This window comes from Paraburkholderia dinghuensis (genome assembly GCF_003837865.1).
In the GTDB taxonomy this organism is placed as follows: domain Bacteria; phylum Pseudomonadota; class Gammaproteobacteria; order Burkholderiales; family Burkholderiaceae; genus Paraburkholderia; species Paraburkholderia dinghuensis.
The window spans coordinates 269,172-292,694 of sequence record NZ_RQIS01000002.1 but is presented as its reverse complement, the minus strand read 5'-3'; the positions used below and the strand labels follow the sequence as shown (position 1 = coordinate 292,694).

Here is a 23,523-nt window from a genome sequence, read left to right as displayed (position 1 = left end):
GCACAAAACGAGGCCTGCAAACAGCGGCGCGCCCCTGACGCGACGCGCCGCTGTTTGCGCTCACTCGTTCTGGGCCCGATAGAGCTTGATGATGGCCGAGAAGTCGAGCTTGCCGTCGCCGCGGCTACTCATCGCCTGATACAGCTGCTGCGCGAGCGCGCCCATATAAGCGGGCTGTCGAACGTTCTTCGCGGCGTCGGTGGCCAGTCCGAGATCCTTAAGCATCAGATCCGTGCCGAAGCCGCCTGTATAGCCGCGCGATGAAGGTGCCGTTTCGATCACGCCCGGGAACGGGTTATACGTGTCCGAACTCCAGCAGCGTCCAGTCGACGTGTTCATGATGCCGCCCAGCACCTTCGGATCGATGCCGAGCGACTCGCCGAGCGCCATCGCCTCCGCGACACCTGCCATCGTGATGCCCAGCACGAGGTTATTGCAGATCTTCGCGACCTGCCCCGTGCCCGTATCGCCGCAATGAACGATGTTCCTGCCCATACCGGAGAGAACGGGCTTCACGCTCTCATAGGCTGCCGCACTGCCACCGACCATGAAGGTCAGCGTACCCGCCGCCGCACCGCCCGTGCCGCCGGATACCGGCGCATCGACGAACGCATTGCCCTGCGCTGCCGCGAGCGCCGCGAACTCGCGCGCGCTCGCGGGATCGATCGTGCTCGAGTCGATGATCGTGACGCCCTTTGCGACTCCCGCCAGCACGCCGTCCTTCGCGGTCAGCACACTGCGCACGTGTGCGGCCGCAGGCAGCATCGTGACGACCCATTCAGCGCCGCTTGCCGCCGCCTTCGGCGACGCGGCGCGTTGCGCGCCGGCATCGGCGAGCGTTTGCATTGCGGTCTCGGCGAGGTCGAACACAGATAGCGTGTGTCCAGCCTTGAGCAGATTGAGCGCCATTGGCGCACCCATATGGCCCAACCCGATGAAGCCGATTTTCATGAGCGTGTCTCCCTCTTTTTCGTTGCGTGGTTGCTCAGGCGCCCGGTTTCAGCGCAGGCTGATCGTCGTGTTCACGCCATCCGTCACGGTCGCGTCGTCGAACCAGCGCGCCGTGACCGTCTTCGTCTGCGTGTAGAACTGCACGACCTGCTTGCCGTAAGGACCGAGATCGCCGAGCTTCGAACCGCGCGAGCCCGTGAAGCTGAAATATGGCACCGGCACCGGAATCGGAATATTGATGCCGACCTGGCCGATGTCGATCTCGCTCTGGAATTTGCGCGCTGCCGCGCCGCTCTGTGTGAAAAGGCCCACACCGTTACCGAACGGATTCGCGTTGACGATCGCGATGGCCTCGTCGAGCGTCGCCGCGGTCAGCACCACGAGGACCGGCCCGAAGATTTCGTTCGTGTAGATGTCCATCGCGGTCTTCACGTTCGTGAACACCGTCGGCCCAACGAAATTGCCTTGCTCGTAGCCCTTCACCTTCACGTCGCGGCCATCGAGCGCGAGCGTCGCGCCCTGCTTCACACCCGAATCGATCAGCCCGAGAATGCGTGTCAACGCGGTTCGCGAAACCACCGGACCGACATCAGTGCCCGGCTCGTGGCCCGCGTTGACCTTCAGCGCCTTAGCCTTCTCCACGAGTTCCGGAACCCACTGCTGCGCGGCGCCGACGAGCACGACGACCGACGTGGCCATACAACGCTGCCCCGCCGCGCCGAATGCCGCGCCGACGAGAGCGTTGATCGCCTGCTCACGGTTCGCGTCGGGCAGGACGACGGCGTGGTTCTTCGCGCCCATCATCGACTGCACACGCTTGCCGTGCTCGCTGCCGAGGCGATAGACGTGCGTGCCCACCGCCGTCGAGCCGACGAACGAAATCGCCTTCACGAGTTCGTGCGAGCAGATCGCGTCGACAACTTCCTTGCCGCCGTGCACGACGTTGAGCACGCCCTTCGGAATGCCGGCTTCGATCGCGAGTTCGACGAGCTGCATCGTGGAGAGCGGGTCCTGCTCCGATGGTTTCAGCACAAACGTGTTGCCGCAGACGATCGCCATCGGAAACATCCACAGCGGAATCATCGCGGGAAAGTTGAACGGCGTGATACCGGCACAGACGCCGAGCGGCTGCTGCAGCGTATAAGTATCGACACCGCCCGCCACGTTCTCCGCAAAGCCGCCCTGCTGCAATGTACCGATCGAACAGGCATGCTCGACGACTTCGAGGCCGCGGAAGATGTCGCCCTCGGCGTCGGGCAGCGTCTTGCCCTGCTCGGCGGTGAGCGTCTTCGCGATACGCGACATGTTCTCGCGGATCAACGCCTGGAACTTGAGCATGATGCGCAGGCGCGTGCCTATCGGCGTGTTCTTCCACGTCGCAAATGCGGCTTGCGCGCTGCGCACTGCCGCGTCGACTTCCGCGACGGTCGCGAACGGCACCCGCGCCAGCACTTCCTGCGTGGCCGGATTGACAATATCGCGCCATTCGCTCGTCTTCGATTCAACGAATTCGCCGTCGATCAGCAGCTTGACGGTCGATACGTGGGCATTCGATGCCTGGGTGACTGCGTTCATCATGGACTCTCTTTGGCGGGTTAGAAAGGGCCGGTCGTGGCCGGATAATCAGGAATGCGATTCGATCGCCGCATCGAAGCACGAGCGAAAGTAACGCGCCGGCGGTAACGGCCTGCAGGATGTGGGGACTTCGGGATCTTGAGCTGATTTGCAGACCAGGCGAGCACGAGAACGACGACCTGGTAAAACCAGGTGAGTCCCGCAACGCGCGTACCGATGATATTGAGCCGTTCGCACGGCTGGCGGCCCAGCCCGTCGAGCGTCGACTGCGTGTGCATCGTCTGTCTCCATCCTTGTTGTGCGTGGACCGTCTGTGGATCGTCTGGCCTGTCGAGCGGTCTGCTAACGCAGTATAGTTACTCGAATATCCACGGCATAGAGGCGAAAAAGCCCATCCGATATGCAAAAACACACAACGCGCAAGCCTGAGACACTGAACTGGGACGATCTGCGGTATTTCCTCGAAGTAGCGCGCACACAGCGTGCCAGCGCTGCGGCGAAGAAACTTGGCGTGGACCACACGACGGTGGCTCGCCGCGTGCGGGAACTGGAGACGGCACTCGGCACCGTGCTGTTCGACAAGTCACGCGCGGGCGGTTTCGTGCCGACCGCCGAAGGTCAGCGGCTGCTGGCCTACGCGGACGCCGTGGAAACCACGGTGCAATCGGCAAGTGAACAGTTCGCGCTTGGCGCGCAGTCGCTATCGGGGCACGTGCGCGTGGGTTCGACGGAGGGCTTCGGCTGCTTTTTTCTGGCGCCGCAGCTGGCGCGCTTCACGGGCAAGCACCCGGACATGTCGATCGACCTGCTGCCGGTACCGCATTTCGTGAGCCTTTCAAAGCGTGAAGCCGACCTCGCGATCATGCTGGAGCGACCAGAACGCGGACAGTACGTTTATACGAAGCTTTGCGACTACCGCCTCCGCCTTTATGGCACCCCCGACTATCTGGAAAGCCACGCGCCCATACGGTCTGCCGCGGATCTGCGACATCACGCGTTCATCAGCTATGTCGGCGATCTCGCGTTTAGCCGCGAACTACTCTATCTCGAGCGCGCAGCACCGAACGTCACGGTCAATCTGTGCAGTACGAGCGTAATCGCGCAATACCACGCTGCATTACAGGGCAGCGCCCTCGCGATCCTGCCGTGCTTCATGGCCGAACCCGACACGCGACTCGTCTCCATCCTGCCCGACGAGATCGTGGTGACGCGACGCTTCTGGTTATGCAGCCGCGAAGATCTGCGCAAGCTGCGGCGCATCACGTCACTATGGGAATATCTGCGAGCCGCAGCCGATGCGAACCGTCCGCTGTTGATGGGCGAATCGGCACAGATGAACTACGTCGAACCCTAAGCAGGAAAGTGAGAGGCATGCAAAAGCCGCACATGCAGCCCATCCGCTGGACTTGATGTGCGGCCTGATAGATGCAGCAAAGGCATCCCACTGCCTGACACACACCGGCCACCCCAGGGCGGCCGGTGCGTGAAGGCGATGGTTGGTCAGGTTCCGACCGGGCGAATCGACAGAGCGTTCTTCACCGACGTCACGCCCTCGACGCCCTTGGCAATTTCCGATGCGCGATCGATCTGCGGTTGTGCCGGCACAGTGCCTTGCAGGGTAACGGCGCCGTCCTTTGCACGCACGGTGATATTGGCGACGCTGACGCTGCTGTCGCGCGCAAGCGCTGCGCGGACCTTGCGGGCAAGCGCGCGATTAGCGGCTCTGGCCGCCCTGTACTGCGCCTTCGCTTCCTGGTGCTGCTGCCGGGCCTGCTCAGTCGGACCACTCGCCGCCGCGGCCGGCGACGCTGCATCCTGAGCATAGACTTGAAGCGACGCAGCCACCAGCATCGTGCCGGCGGCCAGTTTAAATGCCTGAATTGCCTTCATGCGGTTTCTCCTGTTGTCACGAGTCGTCACGATCTTCTTGCCTTGATGGCCCACAAAGGACCGCCGCGCACCACACTCGCCACTGCCGGAAGATCGCGCGTACGGCTGGTACACCCCGCTAACAGGCCAGTCGGACGCGAACGGCGTAAGGGAAGCTACGGCTTTACCTGCGTTTTCGGATCGCCATTACTGCATGGCGGATTAACAATACTCCAATTATCTGAACGGCGATGTCAAACGTGCCACATCAACTTTTACTCGCCCGGCACACCGCTCATTTCGCGAGATGGTTCAGGAAACATAAAACGTTGGCAGCATTCGGGGCGATTGAACGAGATTCGCCTGGACGGGCATGTGCCGCCGCTCGAATCCCGAATTAGTCAGATGTATGCAATTACGCTGCCTGTCGCCCTGCTGATACGACGTTGGTAATTCGTGCAAGCGAACGAGTCTTGTCCATCCAGACGCCATTTAAAACCACCGGCCGTAGCCATAACGTACTTGAAGTGCAACATTGAATTACCTGATGAGCCTCCCTCTTTGGCACATGCCGGTCGACTAATCGTTCTTTTCCCGGCCATTCAAACACTATTCAACGGCAATATTTCCATGCAACGGATAGCGCTCAGAACACGTTGACACTGACGACACAGGTCTTACCCGAATAAGTTTCGGCCATGCCCCATAGCCACAGAACCTGGTCAGTTCGAGAGTTGCGACTTGACCCACCGATAGAACTGCAGAATCGCCGCCTCGCGTGGGTGGCCCGCGCGCCAGGTGAAATAGTAGTCGAGCGATGCGGGAATACGCACGTGCCCCAGTTGCACCAGTTCACCCCGCTCGATAAAGCCACGCGCAAGCTGCAGCCGGGCTGTCGCCGCGCCCTGTCCCGCGACCGTAGCCTGCAGCAGCAAGCCAGCATCGTCGAATACGGGGCCGCGCTCGGGCTCGTCGGCCAACACGCCCGCCGCTTCGAAAAAGTCGCGCCACGAACGGCGCGAAAAGCGCAACAATGGCATCTTCGCGAGATCCTCGACGCGAAAACCCGGATAGCGTGCGAGCAGCACCGGGCTGCACACCGCTACGACCTGATCGTCGAGCAGTTTCCGGATCTGGAATCCCGGCTCATCCACTCGGCGATGCCAGATACCGATGTCGAACGGATACGGATCGGGCGGCGTTACATCGGCGTGCATGCGCAGCGATAAATCGACATTGGGATGCTGGTCATAAAAGTCACCCAGCCGGGGAATCAGCCACACCGATGCAAAATCGGACATCACGCTCAGTTCGAGACGCGTGACGCCGCTTACACCCGGGCGCGTGGCATCGAGTGCGTCACGCAGTTCGTCGAGGCTGCGCCGCACGCGTTCGGCGAGTTGCGCGCCAGCAGCCGTGGGGATCATGCGGCTGCCCGCACGGCGAAACAACTCGACGCCCAGCTCCGTTTCGAGCGCGCGCAAATGGTGACTTACAGCGCTGTGCGTCAAATGCAATTCTTCCGCCGCGCGGCTGAAACTGCGCCGCCGCGCCGCGGCCTCTAATGCGCGCAGGGCCTGGAGAGGTGGAAGCGTTCGGGACATGACGTCAAATTCTACTCACAATCCCGTTTGAAATCTCTCGCTGGCTTATGCTCCGGCGATCGCCAATAATCGTCACCCATGCATTCAATCCGCGTTCGGGTCTTACCCGCATCATGACTTCACTCAGATTGCGCGTTTTCGCCGTTTTTGCGCTCGGTTACTTCGTCTCCTATCTCTTTCGCGGCGTGAATCTCGGCTTTGCACCGTTTCTGTCGCATCAAATGGGCTTGACCGCCACCGATCTCGGCACCCTTACGAGCCTGTATTTCCTCGGTTTCGCCGGTGCGCAAATTCCGGGCGGCGTGTTGCTCGACCATTTCGGGCCTCGCCGCGTGACGTCGTGCATGATGCTGATCGCAGCCGCGGGCGCACTGATCTTCGGTCTCTCTCACAGCATCGGCATGATGATGCTGGGGCGGCTCTTGATTGGCGTCGGTGTCTCCGTCTGCCTCGGCGGAGCATTCAAGGCCACTGCCCAGCATTTCCCCGTAGCGCACCTCACGCTCGTCAACGGACTCGTGATGGCCGTGGGAGGGCTCGGCGGCGTCGCCGTGGGTACGCCGCTCTCGTGGCTGCTTTCGGTCGCGCCGTGGCGTGCGGTGAGCGTCGGCCTCGCCATGCTCACCGTCGCCGTGGCGTTTATCATCTGGATTGGCGGACCGCGCACGCGTAACACGCATCATCAGGCCAGCGTCCTCGAACAGTTCAAAGGCACCGCCCATATCCTCCGAAGCCACATCTTCTGGAAGACCGCGACGTTCTCTGCACTGACCCAGACCGTCTTCTACGCGATGCAGTCGCTCTGGGTCGGCGCCTTCCTGCGTGACGTCATCCCGGCCGGCACCACGGACGCGACTGCACGCGCTGCGTCGCTCGTATCGGTGCTGGGCGGCGCGTTCATTGTGGGCAACATTGGCTTCGGCGCGCTCGCGCGCGCATTTGAGCGGCGCGGCGTCAGCGTGCAATTGTTCTCGGGCGTGACGATGACATTGTTCGTGCTCGTTCAGGCACTGCTCGCCGGGCGCGTGTCGCTCCCCGCGCCGATGCTGTGGGCGGCGTACGGCGCACTCGGCAGCACCGGCATTCTCACCTATGCTGTTCTCGCGGAATACTTTCCGCCACGCATGATCGGCCGGGTGAACACGACTTTCACACTCGTCATCTTCGTCGGTATCTTCGTTACGCAGATCGCGATTGGCGCCGCGCTCGCACACTGGCCCGCGCTCGACGGCCACTATCCGGCCATTGCGCATCAAACGGTGTGGGCGGGGCTGATCGCGCTGCAACTGCCAGGTGGCGTTTGGTACTTCATGCCTGCCCGGCGCGCGAGCACCGAACCGCGTACAGTCGAACCCTGACTTGCACGTGCAGTAGCGGTGCAATCGACGCGATGGCGCAGCCCTAGAAGCCGCTACGCTAAATTCGCTCGCGGCGAGCGACGAACGTGCACCGACGAAAGCAAGAAGCGGCGCTTCCGCAATGTCCGCCAGCGCATACTGCCAATGGTCCATCTGCGCCATTGACGAATTCAATCATTCGTAATACTGATTAATATGCCGACAAGCATGTCTGAGCGACCGGCGCTGCTGGCGAAGGTGGACCGTTCGTGGCGCGATGGCGCGCGCCGAGGCTGCATGCTACACGGCGCAATTCATCGCCTTGATCGTCCTCCCCTCGCGGCGCGTCTCGTCGCGATACCTCGCGGTCAAACAGATCAGCGGTCAATACCAGTGACTGCTGCAATCTGCTACGAGGAAGACATCTCCATCGGATTGAAGCGGCGAATCGCCACGCCAACGCGCGCGCACCAAAGCACGAGTTCCATCGACTGACTGACCGGCTGGTCGGTCCTCTGGCATGGCGCTCCGCCGCGATGCACGTACTCACCGCAAACTTCACGCACGTGTAGATCGCAACTCGCCGGCGACGTGAGAAAATGCGCCCCCGAGCGCAACCGTCAAAGTCTGCGGAAGGGATTCCATGATGTTCGACCTTCAGTTCGTCGGAATCGACTATCCCGCCGGGGACCGGAAGTGACGATCGGAAAACGGGAAAACGAACGTGCTACTGGGGTATTTCCAATCCGCAAACCGTCGTGGCAACCTAAACTTCCACTGTTGCGATTCGACTGTGTCGATTCATTTTCACGAGAGAAACATCCATGCCAGAAAACACCCACTCGCACGACGACCACTCCGAATCGTGCGGCTGCGATCTGCAGCACCTGCTCGATGGCGTGGACGAGTTCACTCATCACGTGTTTCCGGGCAACAAGGAACTCTTCCGCAGCCTCGCCCACAACCAGGCGCCGCACACGTTGTTCATCGCCTGCGCCGATTCACGCGTTTCACCGGAGCTGATCACGCAGACACGCCCGGGCGAGCTGTTCGTGTGCCGCAACATCGGCAATATCGTGCCGGCATACGGCGAAATGCTTGGCGGTGTCTCCGCCGTGGTGGAATTCGCCGTGCTCGCGCTTAACGTGCGCCAGATTGTCCTGTGCGGCCATACCGACTGTGGCGCGATGAAGGGCCTGGCCTCCGGCGCCGAGGCCACCGCAGACATGCCCACTGTGCAGGCATGGCTGCGCAATGCCGAGGCTGCGCGCAGTGTCGTGCAGACGCTCGAGTTGAATGAGGATCAGGTCGTGCAGGCGCTTGTCGAGGAAAACGTGCGTCTGCAGCTGACGCATCTGCGCACTCACCCGGCGGTAGCCGCGCGAGTCGCGCAGGGCCGCCTGGCGTTGCAGGGCTGGGTGTACGACATCGGTCACGGCAAAGTTTCGGTCTTCGACGACGCACAAGGACATTTCCAGACACTCGGCGAGGCGCGCGCCCGCCTGCGCAAACGCGCGGCTGGTTAAGGCCGCGTTGAGGCATTGCGCCGCGGCGTCCTGCGTGACGCCGCGCGCTCTTTCTCCCAAGCCAGCGGTACGTCCGCGTTACCGCGCCGCTCCACGGCGATCACGCCTCTTGATGCAACATTTTGCAGCAATGCGTCGCGGGGTAGGTATTTACCCTAGGACCGTTCACGGCTATACTTCGCTCCGTGCTGAATTCGGTGCCCGATCGCAGCAGAAGAAAAACGGGCGCCGGCCCGTCGTACCTCTTGCCCTACCCGAGTTTCAAGCGCAATACCGTTGCAGTAATGCGCGCGAGCACGTAAAACGCGTTCGCGGCACTTGAGGCCCGTCGTCGCCTTCATGCTGGCGATGCCAGGCATAACAGGCCCACTCCACGTCTTAGCCGTTTTCGAAGCCGCAGACAACACCGCGGCGAACGGCCCGCGCCTTACTGTGCGCCGGCGACCGGTAATGGGCACCGCCCCACGAGGGCAATAAACCCAGTAACCGAGGACAACGCCTGTGGATTACCTGCCGAAGCCGCCAGCCAAGATCGAGGTCAAGCTGTTGCTGCACCCGAACGACCATCACCGTGCACTCGACATCGCCAAGGCAGCCAATCTCGCGGAACGCGACTTCTTCGCGCTCGCGATCCACCTCGGTGCAGAGCAGATCCTCCAGGCAGCGGATGCGAGCTGAGCGCGGCGGCGCACAACCAGGCAATCGGCGGCGCGCCGCGAGGCCCGCGCCGTATCACACCGGCGACGGATTGCGCTCGGTAAACCCCTCCTGATGCCAGTACGGATACGCGGGCCGCACCGCGCTCGCGGCGTCCAGCTTCGCGACCTGCGCGGGCGTGAGGTTCCAGCCCACGGCTCCCAGGTTCTGACGCAGTTGCGCTTCGTCGCGCGCCCCGATCAGGACGGTAGCGACACTCGGCCGCTGCAGCAGCCAGTTCAGTGCGATCTGCGGCACGGTCTTGCCGGTTTCCTGCGCAACTTCGTCGATGGCGTCGATCACGCGATACAGATACTCGTCGGGCACCGGCGGCCCCTGATCCGAAGTCTTGTGCAGACGGCTCGTTTCGGGCAGCGGTTGTCCGCGCCGGATCTTGCCGGTCAGGCGCCCCCAGCCTAGCGGACTCCACACAACCGCGCCAACGCCCTGGTCGAGTCCGAGCGGCATCAGCTCCCATTCGTAGTCGCGGCCGATCAGCGAGTAGTAGGTCTGGTTCGCGACGTAGCGCGGATAACCATAGCGGTCGGCGACATCGAGCGACTTCATCAGGTGCCAGCCCGAAAAATTCGACACGCCCGTGTAAAGGATTTTGCCCGCGCGCACGAGATCGTCCAGCGTGGAAAGAACTTCTTCGGCGGGCGTTTTCGCGTCGAAGCCGTGGAGTTGAAAGAGATCGATGTAGTCGGTTTGCAGGCGCTTGAGTGCGGCATCGACGGCACGTTTCAGATGAATGCGCGATGAACCGACGCCGTTCGGATCGTCGTTGAACCGGAAAGTCGCTTTCGTCGAAATGATCGCCTTGTCACGGCGACCCTTGAGCGCCTCGCCGAGCACCGACTCCGATGCTCCGCTCGAATAAATGTCGGCGCTGTCGAACATCGAAACGCCCACGTCGAGACAGATGTCGATCAGGCGGCGCGCCTCGGCGACGTCGGTCGCGCCCCAGGCTTCGAAAAACTCGCCCTTGCCGCCGAACGTGCCGGTACCGAAACTCAGCACAGGCACCTTGAAGCCGGATGCCCCCAGAAAGCGGTGTTCCATTACGTATCCTCCGCAGATCGGTGGTTAACGAACAGCGAATCGAGTCTACGCGCATCGCGACACCCTTGTCGGAAACGAGACCCTGCCAAACGCTGTATAGTTGCGTTTTCGTATTGGAAACTATTGCATTCTCCTGACCCGGCGTGCACAGCGCATTGCGGTCGGTGATTTTCCAGTCAGCAATCCACGCGCAATCCGACCATGCTTTGCCCCCTCGCCGCTTCCGGAACGTCTGCATCGCCCAGCTCCATGAAGTCCACTCCACACCGGGAGGCCCAATGAAAGGCAATCCGGCGCGCACCCCTACAGTAGGCTGGTTGCCCTACGTTGTGGCCGCAACCTTCTTCATGGAATACCTCGATACGACGGTCATCGCCACGGCGCTGCCGCAGATGGCACACTCATTCGGCATCGGCCCGAACAGCCTGAGCCTCGGCATGACCTCGTACATGCTCACACTCGCCATCTTCATCCCCGCGAGCGGCTGGGTCGCCGACCGGTGTGGCTCGCGCACCGTGTTCTTCAGCGCGGTCGTCACGTTCACGGTCGCCTCGGTAATGTGCGGACTATCCCAAAGCGTCGGCGAGTTCGTCGCCGCGCGTGTGCTGCAGGGTGTCGGCGGCGCGATGATGGTGCCGGTCGGGCGAATGATCGTCGTGCGCAGCACCGACAAAAGTCGGCTCATGAAGGCGATCTCCACGATCACCTGGCCCGCGATCGCGGCACCCGTCGTCGGTCCGCCCGTGGGCGGCTTCATCACCACCTACGCGTCGTGGCGCTGGATTTTTCTGCTTAACGTGCCGTTCGGCATCGCAGTACTCGCCGCCGTCGTCGCGCTGATGCCGAACCTGCGCGGGGAACAGCGCCGGCCGCTCGATGTCGTCGGCCTCGTGCTGAGCGGCGCTACGCTCACGGCGATTCTCTACGGCGCGGAACTCGCCAGCCAGCCCGGTGAGAATCCCTGGGTGGCTGGCGCGATCGTCGCCGCGGGCCTCGTGCTGGGCGCCCTTACGGTTGTGCACGCGAAGCGCCATCCGCATCCATTGATCGATGTTTCCACTTTGAAAATTCCGACGTTCTCGGTGACGGTCATCACCGGTTCGTTCACCCGCATCGGTATCGAGGCCGTGCCGTATCTAATGCCACTGCTGTTCCAGATCGGCTTCGGCCTCTCGGCATTTCGATCTGGCCTGCTGCTGCTCGCGAGCGCAATCGGCAATCTCGGCATGAAAGCATTCACTACGCGCGTCCTCGAGCGCTGGGGCTTCCGCCAGGTTTCCATCGTGAACGCCGCAATCGTGAGCGGCTCCATGATCGTGTGCGGAATGCTCACGCCCGAGATCCCGCGCGCCGTCGTGCTGACCGTCGCTTTTGTCTATGGCGTCACGCGTTCAATGCAGTTCACGACGCTCGCAACCCTCGCCTACGCCGATGTTCCGCAGCCGCAAACGAGCGCGGCCAGCACACTCTGGAGTGCCGCACAACAGATGACGATAGGTCTTGGCATTGCGTTCGGCGCGGTCGCGCTGCGCACGGCAGCCACCTTCAACGGCGAGACGACTGGTCACGTATTCACGCTCGACGACTTCCGGATCGCGTTTCTTCTCGCAGGCATCGTGACGATGCTTTCGATTTGGGGATACGCGCGTCTCGCGCACGACGCGGGACAAAACATGGGTGGCGGCTCGCGACGTCAGCGTGCCTGACACCCACTGCGCGGGACCGCCCCAACGGGCGCCGCGCTACTTCGACGGGTCTGCGCACACTCCGATTGCCTCATCGGCGCCCGCCTCGGGCGTTTCACCGCCGCGCGCACGCGTGCCGTAAAAGTCCGCTGACAACGGTTCGACCGGATAGCCGCTGCGCACCCAGGCATCGAGACCGCCCTTGAGCGCCTGTACTTTATAAATGCGCTTGCTGCGCAGCTGGTCGACGACATGCTTTGCGCTCGCCTCATTCGGGCAGACGCAATACACGACGATCGGCCGGGCGAGCGGTTCAGGTGCGAGCGCCTCACGCGAATCGAGGTTTAGCGCTCGCGCGCCGGGAACACGATACGCCTCCCTTTCGCGCACGTCCTGGGGCCGCACGTCCAGCACAAGCGGCGGCGCGGACGATCTCATCATCTCGTCGAGCTGGCCGGGCGTGATGCGATGGTCTGCCAGCCAGCGCCGGAACTGGACCCGGCAAATCCATCGGTACGCGATAAACAGCAGGCCCATCGTGGCGAGCACGTCGAAAATCGTGCCGCCATTGGTGTGCACGAACAGCAAGAAGCGCGCGATCTCCGCGTTGAGGGCTGCTCCGCCGAGGAGCCACGTGCCAGCCCATAACGCCGCCCCTACTGCATCCCACAGCAGAAAAACGCGCACATCGATCGAGGTCGTACCGAACAATGGAGCGGAAATCAGCCCGAACCCGGGCAGGAATTTGGTCACGGACAGTATCGGCGCACCATGGCGCTCAAACACGTTGCGCGCGACACGAACGGACGTGTCGAGTGACAGCGAGAAGCGCACGAGCCGATTCAGAAGCCGTCGGCCGTGCATGCGGCCTGCTGCGAACCAGAGTGAGTCCGCGAGCAACGTGGCGATCACTGCCGCCATCAACAGATGCAGCCAGGACACCTCACCATCAGCCGCCATCGTCCCCGCCAGCGCGAGAACCGGCGCCGCCGGCACCGGCACGCCGAGTTGCGTCACGAGCACACTGAGAAAAACCACCCAAGCGCCGAAATCGGGCGGGATAGCGCTCGAAAAAGTCCACATTTCAGATGTTTCCTGCGTTTGACCGGACTGAGTAAGAAACGAAACGGCGCGCCTGTGCGCGCCGACATCGGAGATTAACCCAAACACATGAATGCCGTTGCGCCCGTGATTGTGCGAATGGTTTCCCACTCGCATCGGGGCCAAGCGTGGCTGTACACAATTTTCACGCACGCACCCTCGCTGTTTGCTCCCTGCAACCGCACATACGCGTAGGCGGCAAAGATGCTAACCTCACGACCGCAGCGTTCTTGCTGCGGCTTTCCGCTACGAAACATGCGTTACTGGCATCTCGACCGACCGAGGCAGACGGGTCAATTCGACCTTTCACGCATCACAAGCCTCGTCTCGGCCATCGGCCGCGACGACGCCAACGCACTTGCCACCGAAGTGCTGAACCTGCTCGGACCCGCGACGGCAGTGTCGCAATGCACGGTCTTCGCCTACGAGTTCGGCAACCGGCCACGGACGGTATCGGTGGCGGATCATCGCGGCGGACGCTTCCTGCGAGACGTGGCCGACACTTACGCGCGCCTCTTCTACGCACTCGACGGCAACCAGGAGATCGTCGGCAGCAATGCCGCCGGGAATCCCGAGTCGTCGCTCGTCCTGCACCTGCAATCGAGCGACGACATTGCACACGAGGCCTATCGTACAGTCTGCTACGCGAACCCCAACGTGTCCGACCGACTCTCGTTGCTGTTGCAACCTTCCGCCGACATCTGGCTCTCCGTGAATCTCTATCGGGAACGTGACGCGGGTAATTTCAGCGCGGCCGGGGTCGAACTCGTCGAATCCCTAGCGCCGCTGATCGGTGAAGCGACCCGACATCACTACGCGTTGCGCGGCCAGAGCCAGATGGGCATTCCGCAGATGATGTTTGCGCGGTTGCGCAGCCTTTGTCCTGCGCTGTCCAAACGCGAACTCGATGTGTTGCACGGTGTGCTCGAAGGCCATAGCGCCGTCGAGATCGCTGAACGCATGGGCATCAAAGCCACCAGCGTCGTGACTTATCAGAAACGCGCGTACCAGCGGCTGGGGATTTCTAGTCAGAGGCAGTTATTTGCGCTGTGCATGAAGCGCTGAAAGCCTTGTCTGACAACGAATCGCGTGCGTTTGGCGATCTTGATTCCGGTGTCATCGCGTCGGATGATCTGGACTGCTCCAAAGACTATCCGAACATCGAGCACTCAAAGCGTGCTTCGCAACGTCTAACGCCAAAAGAGCGTTTCGGGAGTTGCCCATACGGAACACCGTGTCCGCTTAGATTTACAGGTAACGTCAGCCGCGTGACCACCGTGCACCTGAAACCTGGTCCGCCGCAAACGCGATGGCAAACCCTGATGGAATCAGGTTGAGAACCGCTGTCCGGAAATGCCCTCGCAAAAATCTGCGACCCGTTCCGCAAAATCCGTCGACAGCGAAACCCGGCGAATCGTCCACAGACCTGGTCAGCGTTCATCAGAGGGTCACCGGTGAACTAATTGCGCTTGCTTTTCCGAAGTAAAGAGCGCACTCTCGTGGCATTCGGTGTGTTCATAGCCACCGCCTCTGCATCGCCGTAGTGCGAATCCTTCGGCCAACACGGCTCTCCAAAGAGCGCATTCTGACGATCCCGACCGCCGAATAGCGGCGGCAAATTTCGTTCGCCATATGATTGGCGTTCGCCCTGCACTAATCGGCTTGCCGGGGCGCTTGAGGCGTTTCTCCGCAAATTGCCCGAATCGGGACGAGTTCATTGAGTAGTCAGATCCGACGACACTCCGTGATCGGCAGGAGCACGAATTTGGGTTGCGCCGTGGCGACAGCCTGACATTCGTCGCACGTAACGAGTGCCCACGGTAAGTTCGCAATTGACGCTCTTTTTTAACTTTTAAGGAATCGGCATGGTCCCACGAACCAAAGCGTACTCAATTTCACCCATCACGCAGAGCGAATTCGCCAGCACGCGGAAGGCGCGCGCGGCTGCCCTGGAGACCGCGGAAAACGAGCGCGCCCAGAAGCGCCGCGATAATGACGCCCTCCTCAATGTCAACGCCAGCAAGTGGCGATACGTCTGTAACAGCAATTAGTAGTGACATGGCAGTTGCTTCCGTCACTGAAGGAATAACAATGGGAGAAATATGATGGCAAAGAGTCAACTGCGCGGCAACCGCGAGGCGAAAAAGCCCAAACAACCCAAAAAAATACTGTCTCCTGCTGGCGAAGGGGCATGGCCTACACCGGCGAAAACCAGTGTAAGCGGCAAGCCAGCAAAGAAGAAATAGCAGGTTCCCGATCTCGCTGATCGGGGCCTGCGTGTACTCATGGCAGAGACTGGCGGACCTCCATGATCTCAATGCCCGATGCGATCGCGAGCCACGACTCCAGACACAATCAGGTCGTCCGGATCATCCTGGTCGCTCGCAGGGAAGCGCATCGTGGCGCGTGATCTGTCGTGACTGGAGCACTCGAGCGGATTCCCAGATGGTGCGATCAGACCCGTCACCGTCAATCAATCTTTCGGCGTAGGTCACGGACGCGCGCCGCCGGCATTCACAGAAGGACGCTTGCCGGGCTTACGGAATTCGCGGCTCCGGGGGATGTCCATCATGGAATCTGGTTCGCTGATACGAATCGAAGAATCGCCCCCTCGCAATTGTGACCATATCCCGTCCAGGTCACGCGATGGGGATATACGAGCACGGAAATATCGAGACCTAGATAATGGCGAATGGTTGTCATCGGGTAATTCCTTCTGGCCACAATACGCAGCCGTTTATTTGATCGCCGTGCGAGTTTGGGCGAATGCGATATCCGAAACGCGCGACAAACCGCACCACCGAGGCGGTGCGGTTATCGGCAAGAAACCCAGTACACGCGCAAGACGGTGATTTGAGCGACGTTGCTCCGGCCCTGCCAGCGAGCGTCGTGTTTCGCGTTGGCAAACGCACGCTCAACCGGCATTCCGCTTACGTCTGCTGAATCGAACATCGCGCAGCCCTGAACTAACGAAGCGGATCACGGCCAGCCTCACCTTGCATTCACCACGTCATGAGGGACTGCATCCGTCACTGGCGCGACGAAGCCGGGATCCCGGATCCGCCTCATCGCGCGGCAAGCAGGCCTGGCTGTCGGCGAATGCTCTTGAAGAGGCGGCAACGTACAGGGGAGGAGGAACCAGGCTAATGGCCGTCGTTAGATCATCAGAAATAACCGATGGCAGCGCCGGCAGCGATCCCCTTTGCAGACCGTCTGATTCAAAATATGCGCGAGGGCACCTTCGGTCCATTCAATTCCGGTAACAGTCTCTGTGCCGCCCTGCGTTACTCGTTCCAGTGTATAGTGAGTCGTCCCCTGTGGAGTGACCAACATGTCGACGCACCCGCTTCTTCTCTACAAGGGGTACGAACTTCATCCCCTCGTCTTCGCCCGCATGTTCAGTCGCTTTGACGGACATTCCCGCTACGCCGAAGGGTATGACATTGCTGTACGAATATGTCGCCCGGGCGCGATCGTAACCTCCGCCGCAAGCCGTGTTTTCAGGCTAAATCAGCCGGAGGCATTCTCCGACTTCGGTACGGCAAGGCGTGCCGCCCAGCAGCAGGGCAAGGACATCGTCGACGGAAAGATAAGCGGATTTTCGGTGATCGACATGTGAAGAGGCTGCTGGCGTGTGGTATCAACTGAGTGTCTCGATCTGCGAGACGCTGTCTCCTTGACGGTCGATTTAGCCGTCGTTGTTTCAGAAAACAACCACTGGTGGAAAGCATTCTTCGGCGCATTGCTTTGTTCGATCAAAAGCAGCGATCGGCAGCACGACGCGAGAAGCTGAACGCACGCATTCTTCCGCACTGGTATCGCCTCCATGCAAAGTGATCGCATTGTGGTTCCGTACTACCTCGTTTTACGCACGGGCTGTCCGCCGTATGTTCTGAACGCTGACCGCCATGTCCTGCGCCGCGAGGCAAGCCTTCTCCTGCGAGCATTCGCGAGGGCACGCGGCATGTCGACCTCAATCGCTGACGACTCGTGGAACGACTTTTCCGGCTCGGAATCCATTTCGCACCTTGAGCGCGCGGAGGTGCGGGCCTACGCACTGATTCATGGGGCTGAAAGTGAACATCAACTCAGGTTGCTAGCCACCCTTTGACCTCGCCGACGTGCGCAGTCTTTTGGGGTCGGCGATAGATTGCGGTGCATCACCGCAGTCGAAGGACATGCGGGAGTTTCCGGATGGAAAAATGATGCGAGAATTGCCTTGACCGTGCCCCGCGCGGCGCCTACCGTAAATTCTATTAGCAAGGCTTTGGATTACCACCAGTCCGTCCGGCACTATTACCGCAGCATTGGGCGACTTCATAGCTCGATACTTTTTCCCGAACCGAAAATATTCAGTACCGTCACGGAATCGCTATAGATTACTTCGCGATCCTTTATTATTACAGCGACGATGATTTTCGCTTCTCATCGTATTTACGATACTGCGATTCATTGTGAGCACACAACGACAGAAATTTCGTCATCGGCTGCGCGACGCCTATATATGCGGGCAAGGCACAGCGTGGTTAACGGCGAAGTCGAACGAAGGATAGGGATGCAGTCCGGCGATCCAATCGGAGGACGAGGCTCCTGTCGATCACTGGATTTCCGTTGCGCCACACCGAGTGCGCACCGTTATTCACAGTGAAGCTCCGGCACGCGTCGAGCACGAGGCTGATCTGTTCCGGATGCTGAAACGAGATGAACCGCCACGGTCACGATGTGTTCGACGTCAGTCACCTCATCCGTCTCAATCTTTAGCGCATAGATGATCGGCAGTCGATTGTTCGGGCAGCGGCACACGAACTGATGGCGCTAGATGTTGCTCATGTCCGTCTGCGTGAGTGGTGGGTCAAAACAGAGCGCAATCGCACTTGCGAGTTGCTACGCGATAGCCCAGCAGTGTCGCCTTGTGTGTCGTGGCTGACGCCCGTACGGGCCAGCCATTATCGTGCAGATCGGTGAAAAAGATTTTGGTCGGGCTGAACGCCGCGTTCTCTCGTTACTTCCTGAAGGATGCAACGCCTGCAATCGCAGAATGCTGCTTCGAACGCAGCGTCAATGCTCTCAAACGGCCCACACGTGTGATCCAACATGTCGGGCTGCCTCAACGATCTGTATGGCGGCGTGTAGTAACCGTAGGGGAGCGCTATGTAGGCCCGATTCAGCCCCGAGTCGTCTACGTTCACTTCGACGCACGCCGTCATTACGCGACCGTGGAAAGCCTCTGCACGCCATCGCATAGTCATACCTCCTGGTCCATGCCCATCGGACTACTGCTCGTGACCAATGAGTACGTCAATGGCCGCTTGCCCCGCAATCTCAGCAACGAGGTATGCCCAGCGGTAGGTGAAGGGGCCATGGCGCACTGGAATAACAGCCCCATCCACGCTGAGGCGCCCGACATTGTGCCCCTTGATCTGAAACGTCACACTGTACATGTCCTGATCGACCTGAATCAGCTCGACATGGATTTCGAAGTCGCGATACGCAATCAATCGACGCATCATTTCGCGGCCACAACAACGTCAGTAGAAATCTCGACGGGCGCGCAAGTTGATCACCCTTCCGATGGCCTGCCGGCAGCTCTTGAAGGCGGCGTTGAACGCAGCGTCAGAGCTATCAAATGGACCACCCTTTCCGCGAGCCTCCGCTTCGGTCCGCTGAGTGTTTCTGGAGTATTCGCTGTACGTAATGGGCTCGACGATGTAGTACTTTGCTTCACCCTTCGAGGTAAGCCTGCTTTCGACTGCCGCCCTCATTTGCCAACCATTAAAAGTGTCGAGGCGAGTTTCCATAGATCCTCCCATCGGGAGCCGGGAAGACCATCGCGAGATCGAAAGTACGATTCCCTAACCCATAGTGCGCCGATTCCTGTGCGCTCACAAGGCATATATAAAAGCGCGATAGCAGACGTACCGCCCTGCCAATGAGGACGCCACCGGTGGCACGCGTAGTCGCGGCGTCCGTAACTTCAGCGTGCCTGCCGGTCACGGCTGCAGGCGTTAGAAGCGCGTCTATCAACGGCTCGGTATCTCGAGCCAGCGCCAGCTTTTCGCCCTTCGCCTCGTCGCGGACAAACCCTTACTTTCCCCGCGCCCACCCGGGTTTCCGATAAGCCCAGGCTGTACCCAAATTGAGGACAGCGCGGCGCCTGCTGCACCCGATACTGCCGCCATAGCCGCGGATACCGTTCAATCACGCTTCGCGACGGTACGCATCACAATAATTTCGTATCGGAGACGCATCGCCCATGCCCCTCCTCGCCTTTTCTTCTGACGACGGCGCGCGTGCCCTCTTCAACAGGAGCACACGATGAGCATTGAATTCAAACCGTACCCATTCGAGGCCAGGAAATACACTGCCCGGATACCCGAACTCGACAACGGCTGCGACACGCAGCGCCACACTGTCACGATCGTCGGCGGCGGCCCTGTGGGCCTCGCGGTCGCGCTCGGCCTCGCCCGCCACGGCGTGCGATCGGTGCTGATCGAAGCCGACGAGTCGGTCTGCTACGGCAGCCGCGCTATCTGCATTTCTCGCCGCAGCCTCGAGATTTTCGAGCGTCTGGGCGCACTCGACGGATTCCTGGCAAAAGGCCTGCCGTGGACTGGCGGCCGCAGCTTTTACCGTAACGACGAAGTGCTGCACTTCAGCATGCCGCAGGACGAAAAGCAGAAGCTGCCGCCGATGGTCAACCTCGCGCAGTATCACATCGAACAGTTCCTGCTAGATGCCGCCGAGTCTCACGCAAATCTCATCGATATCCGCTGGTGCACCAAGGTGACGGCCTTGCAGGAGGACGAGCACGGCGCGACGCTCAGGCTCTCGACGCCCGAAGGCGACTACGAAGCACAGACCGACTGGCTCGTCGCCGCGGATGGCGGGCGCAGTACGATCCGCGAGGCACTTGGCCTGAAGCTCGTCGGCACGAGTTACGAAGGACGTTATGTGATCGTCGATATCCTGCTCGATAGCGCGCGGCCGACCGAACGCCTCGCGTATTTTGATCCGGCTTCGAATCCCGGCTCGACGGTGCTCGTACACAAGCAGCCCGACAACGTATGGCGAATCGACTACCAACTGCGCGACGGCGAGGACGCCGACGAGGCCATCAAGCCAGCAAGCGTGATGCCACGCGTGCAGAGTCTGCTTGAGATGATGGGTGAAACCGCGCCGTGGTCTCCCATCTGGATCACGATCTACAAGGCCAACGCGCTGACGCTCGAACGCTATCGCCACCGTCGCGTGCTATTCGCTGGCGACGCGGCGCATCTCGTGCCAATCTTCGGCGTGCGTGGTGCGAATTCCGGCATTGACGACGCCGACAATCTCGCGTGGAAACTCGCCTTCGTAGCGAAGGGACTCGCAGCACCAACGCTGCTAGACACGTACTCCGACGAGCGCGTGTACGCCGCGCACGAGAACCTGAGCTACGGCACCAAGAGTACGGAATTCATGGCGCCACCGTCGTTCGCGTTCAATCTGATGCGTACGGCCGTGCTCGGCCTCGCAGTCAAACATCCGGGCTTGCGTTCACTGATCAACCCGCGGCAAACCTCGGCGATCGCCTATACCGCTTCGCCACTGAACGCCGCATCGTCGGACGCGTTCGCGGACGGTCCCGCGCCAGGCACCGTTCTGCCCGAGTGTCCGCTGACGCTTGTGAGACCTGGCGCCTCGTGCGCAGGCCACCTCACCGATCTCGTCGAACCGCGCTTCACGGCATTCTGGTTTAGCGTCGACGGCAAGCTCCCGAGCGCACTGACCGCCCTGGAGGCGACGCTCGCCAGCCGCGCAGTGCCATTTGCACTCGTGCCGCTCTCGGCGCAACAACCCGCAGACGTCACGTGCCCCGGCGGCTGGGACCACACGGGCTGCCTGTTTCCGATGTACGGCGCGGCGCAGCCGGCGCTCTATCTCGTCCGGCCGGACGGCCACGTTCTGGGCCGTTGGCACGGCGACGCCGACGCTATCGCAGCCAACGCCCTCGCTGCACTCGAACTCACATTGCACACGCCTGCCCGGAGAATCCTATGACCGACAGCGAACTCGACACCGTCTACACGCGTTTTTGCAGAACCATGACTGAACTGGGTGAGCCCGACACGCCGCTGTTTCTGGCGCGCTTCGCGCTGCTCGCGATCGAGCGCATCGGAAACGCGCAGACCGCGCTCAGTCTGATCGACGCCGCGTGTGAAGACCTGGCCGCACGCACATCGCACTAAACGAAACTTTGCCTCTCATACGAAACGGGACGCGATGCGAAAGCACCGCGTCCCGTTTTCCTGTGGCTTAGGGGATTTTTCTGGTCACTGGACCATACGCGTCACACCACGTCCGCGCGGATCGGAAACCGGCTCCGGCGTGTCACCGTCGATCCGGATCGCCTGAATATCGCCGTTGAAGTCCTGCCCCTTCAGTACGTAGCCCTTCGCCTCGAGCTGCTTCGCGAGCTCGCCGTCAATCGGCAGATACGGTTCCCAGAAAATCGTGTTCGGCGGCAACAACTGGTGATGAAAACGCATCGCGGCCACCGCATCCTTCAACGGCATCTGGAAGTTGTAAATATTGGTGATGACCTGGAAGATCGACGTGAAGATGCGCGAGCCACCCGGTGTGCCGATCACAAGCGCCACCTTGCCGTCCTTCGTGAGAATGGTCGGCGTCATCGAGGAAAGCGGCCGCTTCTTCGGCGCAATCGCGTTGGCGTCACTGCCCACCACGCCGAACATGTTCGGCACGCCCGGCTTGGCCGAGAAGTCATCCATCTCGTCGTTCAGCAGGAAGCCTCCGCCCGGCACGACCACGCCCGAGCCGAAGTAACCGTTGATCGTGTACGTGTTCGACACTGCATTACCCCACTTGTCGACCACCGAGAAATGCGTCGTCTCCGCTTTCTCGGGCATCGACGTGCCGAGCCCCGGCTGCACGCTCTTCGTGTCGGAGGGACTCTCGGGGTTAACTTCGGCAGCACGCTTCGCGAGATACGCGTCGTCGATCAACCGCGCAACCGGCACGTTGTAGAAGTCCGGATCACCGAGGTATTGAGCACGATCTGCGAAGACGCGTTTCTGAATCTCCGCGATCAGATGAATGTATTGCGCCGAATTGTGCGACACGCCCTCGAACTTCGGCGCGAGCATCGCCTTCATCTTCAGCAGTTGCACGAGACCTACGCCGCCCGAACTCGGCGGCGGCGCGGTGATGATGTTGTAGCCGTTCCACTTCGCCTCGACGGGCTGACGCCACACCGCCTTGTACTCCTGCAGGTCGCGCATCGTGATGAGACCGTTGCCCGACTTCATCGCGGACGCGATCAGCGCGGCGGTCTTTCCGTCGTAGAAGTCTCTCGCGCCGTCCGTGGAAATGCGCGTGAGTACATTCGCGAGGTCGGGTTGCCTGAACGTCACGCCCACTTTCATATCGCCGAAGTAGTGGTCGAAATTGGTTCTGCCGCCGAATTCCTTCGACGCGTCGTCGCGACGCTTCGCGAGTTGCTCGTCGACCACGAAGCCATCGCGCGCATACTTGATCGCCGGTGCGAGCACCTGTTTCCACTTCAGCTTGCCGAAGCGGCGCTGCGCTTCCCACATGCCCTCGACGGTCCCCGGCACGCCCACGGCGTCAACGCCGTAAAGGCTCTTGCCTTCGATCACGTTGCCCTTGTCGTCAAGGTACATCGTGCGCGTGGCGGCAAGCGGCGCGCGCTCGCGATAGTCGAGGAAGTACGGCTTGCCGTGAACGTAGAGCGTCATGAATCCGCCGCCGCCGATGTTACCCGCTTCGGGATACGTCACCGCTAGCGAAAAGGCGATCGCCACGGCCGCATCGACGGCATTACCGCCCTCCTTGAAAATCTGCTCGGCGGCATCAGCCGCGTACTTGTCCGCAACCGCCACTGCCGAAGCGGTCAGTACGGCGGGTTGCTGCGTTGCTTTGGCAAAGGCGGGAGAACCTTCGAGGAAACTCGTCGAGAGTGTGCCCAGCGATACGAGTGCAAAAACAGCGGCGGATATTTTCGTTCTGTCTACCAGCGTCATTCGGTGTCTCCATGTTCCGGTTCATCAACCAACGACCTGCCATGGCCTTATAGCACGCCTGGCAAACGTTTGCG

19 protein-coding genes are annotated in these 23,523 nt (G+C 61.0%); 11 read left to right on the top strand and 8 right to left on the bottom strand.

Features of this window, described 5'->3' with window-relative positions:
* Positions 1–60: 60 nt before the first annotated feature.
* From mmsB to D1Y85_RS04165, 3 genes are read right to left on the bottom strand one after another with little or no spacing between them, the layout of a single operon-like run.
* The gene (gene mmsB, locus D1Y85_RS04175; protein ID WP_124149767.1) at positions 61–951 is read right to left on the bottom strand and encodes a 3-hydroxyisobutyrate dehydrogenase; all 891 of its coding nucleotides are present in this window, start codon (positions 949–951) and stop codon (positions 61–63) included.
* Between the two features lie 48 nt (positions 952–999).
* Positions 1,000–2,526 (bottom strand): CoA-acylating methylmalonate-semialdehyde dehydrogenase, encoded by a 1,527-nt coding sequence (locus D1Y85_RS04170; protein WP_124149868.1) that lies wholly within the window; start codon positions 2,524–2,526, stop codon positions 1,000–1,002.
* A gap of 20 nt (positions 2,527–2,546) precedes the next feature.
* Positions 2,547–2,804 (bottom strand): hypothetical protein, encoded by a 258-nt coding sequence (locus D1Y85_RS04165; protein ID WP_124149766.1) that lies wholly within the window; start codon positions 2,802–2,804, stop codon positions 2,547–2,549.
* Positions 2,805–2,926: 122 nt separating this feature from the next.
* Here D1Y85_RS04165 and D1Y85_RS04160 point away from each other — a divergent pair, with 122 nt between their 5' ends.
* Entirely contained in the window at positions 2,927–3,880 is a 954-nt protein-coding gene (locus tag D1Y85_RS04160) for a LysR family transcriptional regulator (RefSeq protein ID WP_124149765.1), read from the top strand.
* A 146-nt stretch (positions 3,881–4,026) separates the two neighbouring features.
* Here the strand turns inward: D1Y85_RS04160 and D1Y85_RS04155 are convergent, their stop codons facing one another.
* Positions 4,027–4,416: a BON domain-containing protein gene (locus D1Y85_RS04155; protein ID WP_124149867.1), complete on the bottom strand. Its 390-nt coding sequence runs from the start codon at positions 4,414–4,416 to the stop codon at positions 4,027–4,029.
* A 701-nt stretch (positions 4,417–5,117) separates the two neighbouring features.
* Complete coding sequence (locus D1Y85_RS04150; RefSeq protein WP_124149764.1) at positions 5,118–5,999, bottom strand: LysR substrate-binding domain-containing protein; 882 nt, start codon at positions 5,997–5,999, stop codon at positions 5,118–5,120.
* 113 nt (positions 6,000–6,112) lie between these two features.
* Between D1Y85_RS04150 and D1Y85_RS04145 the strand changes: the two genes are divergently transcribed.
* The 3 genes from D1Y85_RS04145 to D1Y85_RS26945 all read left to right on the top strand — a co-directional run bounded on the left by D1Y85_RS04145 (position 6,113) and on the right by D1Y85_RS26945 (position 9,540).
* Complete coding sequence (locus D1Y85_RS04145; RefSeq protein ID WP_124149763.1) at positions 6,113–7,357, top strand: MFS transporter; 1,245 nt, start codon at positions 6,113–6,115, stop codon at positions 7,355–7,357.
* A gap of 803 nt (positions 7,358–8,160) precedes the next feature.
* A complete protein-coding gene (locus tag D1Y85_RS04140) occupies positions 8,161–8,862 on the top strand; it encodes a carbonic anhydrase (RefSeq protein ID WP_124149762.1) in 702 nt (233 codons plus the stop codon).
* A gap of 501 nt (positions 8,863–9,363) precedes the next feature.
* Positions 9,364–9,540, top strand: coding sequence for a hypothetical protein (locus D1Y85_RS26945; protein ID WP_185218896.1), 177 nt, complete (start codon positions 9,364–9,366; stop codon positions 9,538–9,540).
* Between the two features lie 54 nt (positions 9,541–9,594).
* On the opposite strand, the gene D1Y85_RS04135 is transcribed toward D1Y85_RS26945, so the two are convergent.
* Entirely contained in the window at positions 9,595–10,620 is a 1,026-nt protein-coding gene (locus D1Y85_RS04135) for an aldo/keto reductase (RefSeq protein ID WP_124149761.1), read from the bottom strand.
* A 278-nt stretch (positions 10,621–10,898) separates the two neighbouring features.
* On the opposite strand from D1Y85_RS04135, the gene D1Y85_RS04130 reads away from it, so the two are divergent.
* Positions 10,899–12,326, top strand: coding sequence for an MFS transporter (locus D1Y85_RS04130; RefSeq protein WP_124149760.1), 1,428 nt, complete (start codon positions 10,899–10,901; stop codon positions 12,324–12,326).
* A 36-nt stretch (positions 12,327–12,362) separates the two neighbouring features.
* Here the strand turns inward: D1Y85_RS04130 and D1Y85_RS04125 are convergent, their stop codons facing one another.
* The gene (locus D1Y85_RS04125) at positions 12,363–13,388 is read right to left on the bottom strand and encodes a VTT domain-containing protein (protein ID WP_124149759.1); all 1,026 of its coding nucleotides are present in this window, start codon (positions 13,386–13,388) and stop codon (positions 12,363–12,365) included.
* 273 nt (positions 13,389–13,661) lie between these two features.
* On the opposite strand from D1Y85_RS04125, the gene D1Y85_RS04120 reads away from it, so the two are divergent.
* The 6 genes from D1Y85_RS04120 (at position 13,662) to D1Y85_RS04080 (ending at position 21,634) form a co-directional block, all read left to right on the top strand.
* The gene (locus tag D1Y85_RS04120; protein ID WP_124149758.1) at positions 13,662–14,471 is read left to right on the top strand and encodes a helix-turn-helix transcriptional regulator; all 810 of its coding nucleotides are present in this window, start codon (positions 13,662–13,664) and stop codon (positions 14,469–14,471) included.
* A 1,040-nt stretch (positions 14,472–15,511) separates the two neighbouring features.
* Entirely contained in the window at positions 15,512–15,652 is a 141-nt protein-coding gene (locus tag D1Y85_RS27285; RefSeq protein ID WP_221410267.1) for a hypothetical protein, read from the top strand.
* Positions 15,653–16,737: 1,085 nt separating this feature from the next.
* Positions 16,738–17,025, top strand: a complete 288-nt coding sequence (locus tag D1Y85_RS04105) for a hypothetical protein (protein WP_124149756.1) — start codon at positions 16,738–16,740, stop codon at positions 17,023–17,025.
* Positions 17,026–18,367: 1,342 nt separating this feature from the next.
* Complete coding sequence (locus D1Y85_RS28000) at positions 18,368–19,339, top strand: hypothetical protein (protein WP_185218895.1); 972 nt, start codon at positions 18,368–18,370, stop codon at positions 19,337–19,339.
* A 382-nt stretch (positions 19,340–19,721) separates the two neighbouring features.
* Positions 19,722–21,446, top strand: a complete 1,725-nt coding sequence (locus D1Y85_RS04085) for an FAD-dependent oxidoreductase (RefSeq protein WP_124149753.1) — start codon at positions 19,722–19,724, stop codon at positions 21,444–21,446.
* Positions 21,443–21,634, top strand: coding sequence for a hypothetical protein (locus D1Y85_RS04080; protein ID WP_124149752.1), 192 nt, complete (start codon positions 21,443–21,445; stop codon positions 21,632–21,634). Before D1Y85_RS04085 ends, D1Y85_RS04080 begins: the two co-directional genes overlap by 4 nt.
* An 84-nt stretch (positions 21,635–21,718) precedes the next feature.
* On the opposite strand, the gene ggt is transcribed toward D1Y85_RS04080, so the two are convergent.
* Positions 21,719–23,449 carry a gamma-glutamyltransferase gene (gene ggt, locus D1Y85_RS04075; RefSeq protein WP_124149751.1) on the bottom strand — a complete coding sequence of 577 codons (1,731 nt, stop codon included), beginning with the start codon at positions 23,447–23,449 and terminating at the stop codon, positions 21,719–21,721.
* Positions 23,450–23,523: the final 74 nt, after the last annotated feature.

What these genes read in the sequence shown, in the direction of transcription:
- mmsB (WP_124149767.1), bottom strand. Translation starts at nt 951, where the DNA reads ATGAAAATCGGCTTCATCGGGTTGGGCCATATGGGTGCGCCAATGGCG.
- D1Y85_RS04170 (WP_124149868.1), bottom strand. Translation starts at nt 2,526, where the DNA reads ATGAACGCAGTCACCCAGGCATCGAATGCCCACGTATCGACCGTCAAG.
- D1Y85_RS04165 (WP_124149766.1), bottom strand. Translation starts at nt 2,804, where the DNA reads ATGCACACGCAGTCGACGCTCGACGGGCTGGGCCGCCAGCCGTGCGAA.
- D1Y85_RS04160 (WP_124149765.1), top strand. Translation starts at nt 2,927, where the DNA reads ATGCAAAAACACACAACGCGCAAGCCTGAGACACTGAACTGGGACGAT.
- D1Y85_RS04155 (WP_124149867.1), bottom strand. Translation starts at nt 4,416, where the DNA reads ATGAAGGCAATTCAGGCATTTAAACTGGCCGCCGGCACGATGCTGGTG.
- D1Y85_RS04150 (WP_124149764.1), bottom strand. Translation starts at nt 5,999, where the DNA reads ATGTCCCGAACGCTTCCACCTCTCCAGGCCCTGCGCGCATTAGAGGCC.
- D1Y85_RS04145 (WP_124149763.1), top strand. Translation starts at nt 6,113, where the DNA reads ATGACTTCACTCAGATTGCGCGTTTTCGCCGTTTTTGCGCTCGGTTAC.
- D1Y85_RS04140 (WP_124149762.1), top strand. Translation starts at nt 8,161, where the DNA reads ATGCCAGAAAACACCCACTCGCACGACGACCACTCCGAATCGTGCGGC.
- D1Y85_RS04135 (WP_124149761.1), bottom strand. Translation starts at nt 10,620, where the DNA reads ATGGAACACCGCTTTCTGGGGGCATCCGGCTTCAAGGTGCCTGTGCTG.
- D1Y85_RS04130 (WP_124149760.1), top strand. Translation starts at nt 10,899, where the DNA reads ATGAAAGGCAATCCGGCGCGCACCCCTACAGTAGGCTGGTTGCCCTAC.
- D1Y85_RS04125 (WP_124149759.1), bottom strand. Translation starts at nt 13,388, where the DNA reads ATGTGGACTTTTTCGAGCGCTATCCCGCCCGATTTCGGCGCTTGGGTG.
- D1Y85_RS04120 (WP_124149758.1), top strand. Translation starts at nt 13,662, where the DNA reads ATGCGTTACTGGCATCTCGACCGACCGAGGCAGACGGGTCAATTCGAC.
- D1Y85_RS27285 (WP_221410267.1), top strand. Translation starts at nt 15,512, where the DNA reads ATGGCAAAGAGTCAACTGCGCGGCAACCGCGAGGCGAAAAAGCCCAAA.
- D1Y85_RS04105 (WP_124149756.1), top strand. Translation starts at nt 16,738, where the DNA reads ATGTCGACGCACCCGCTTCTTCTCTACAAGGGGTACGAACTTCATCCC.
- D1Y85_RS04085 (WP_124149753.1), top strand. Translation starts at nt 19,722, where the DNA reads ATGAGCATTGAATTCAAACCGTACCCATTCGAGGCCAGGAAATACACT.
- D1Y85_RS04080 (WP_124149752.1), top strand. Translation starts at nt 21,443, where the DNA reads ATGACCGACAGCGAACTCGACACCGTCTACACGCGTTTTTGCAGAACC.
- ggt (WP_124149751.1), bottom strand. Translation starts at nt 23,449, where the DNA reads ATGACGCTGGTAGACAGAACGAAAATATCCGCCGCTGTTTTTGCACTC.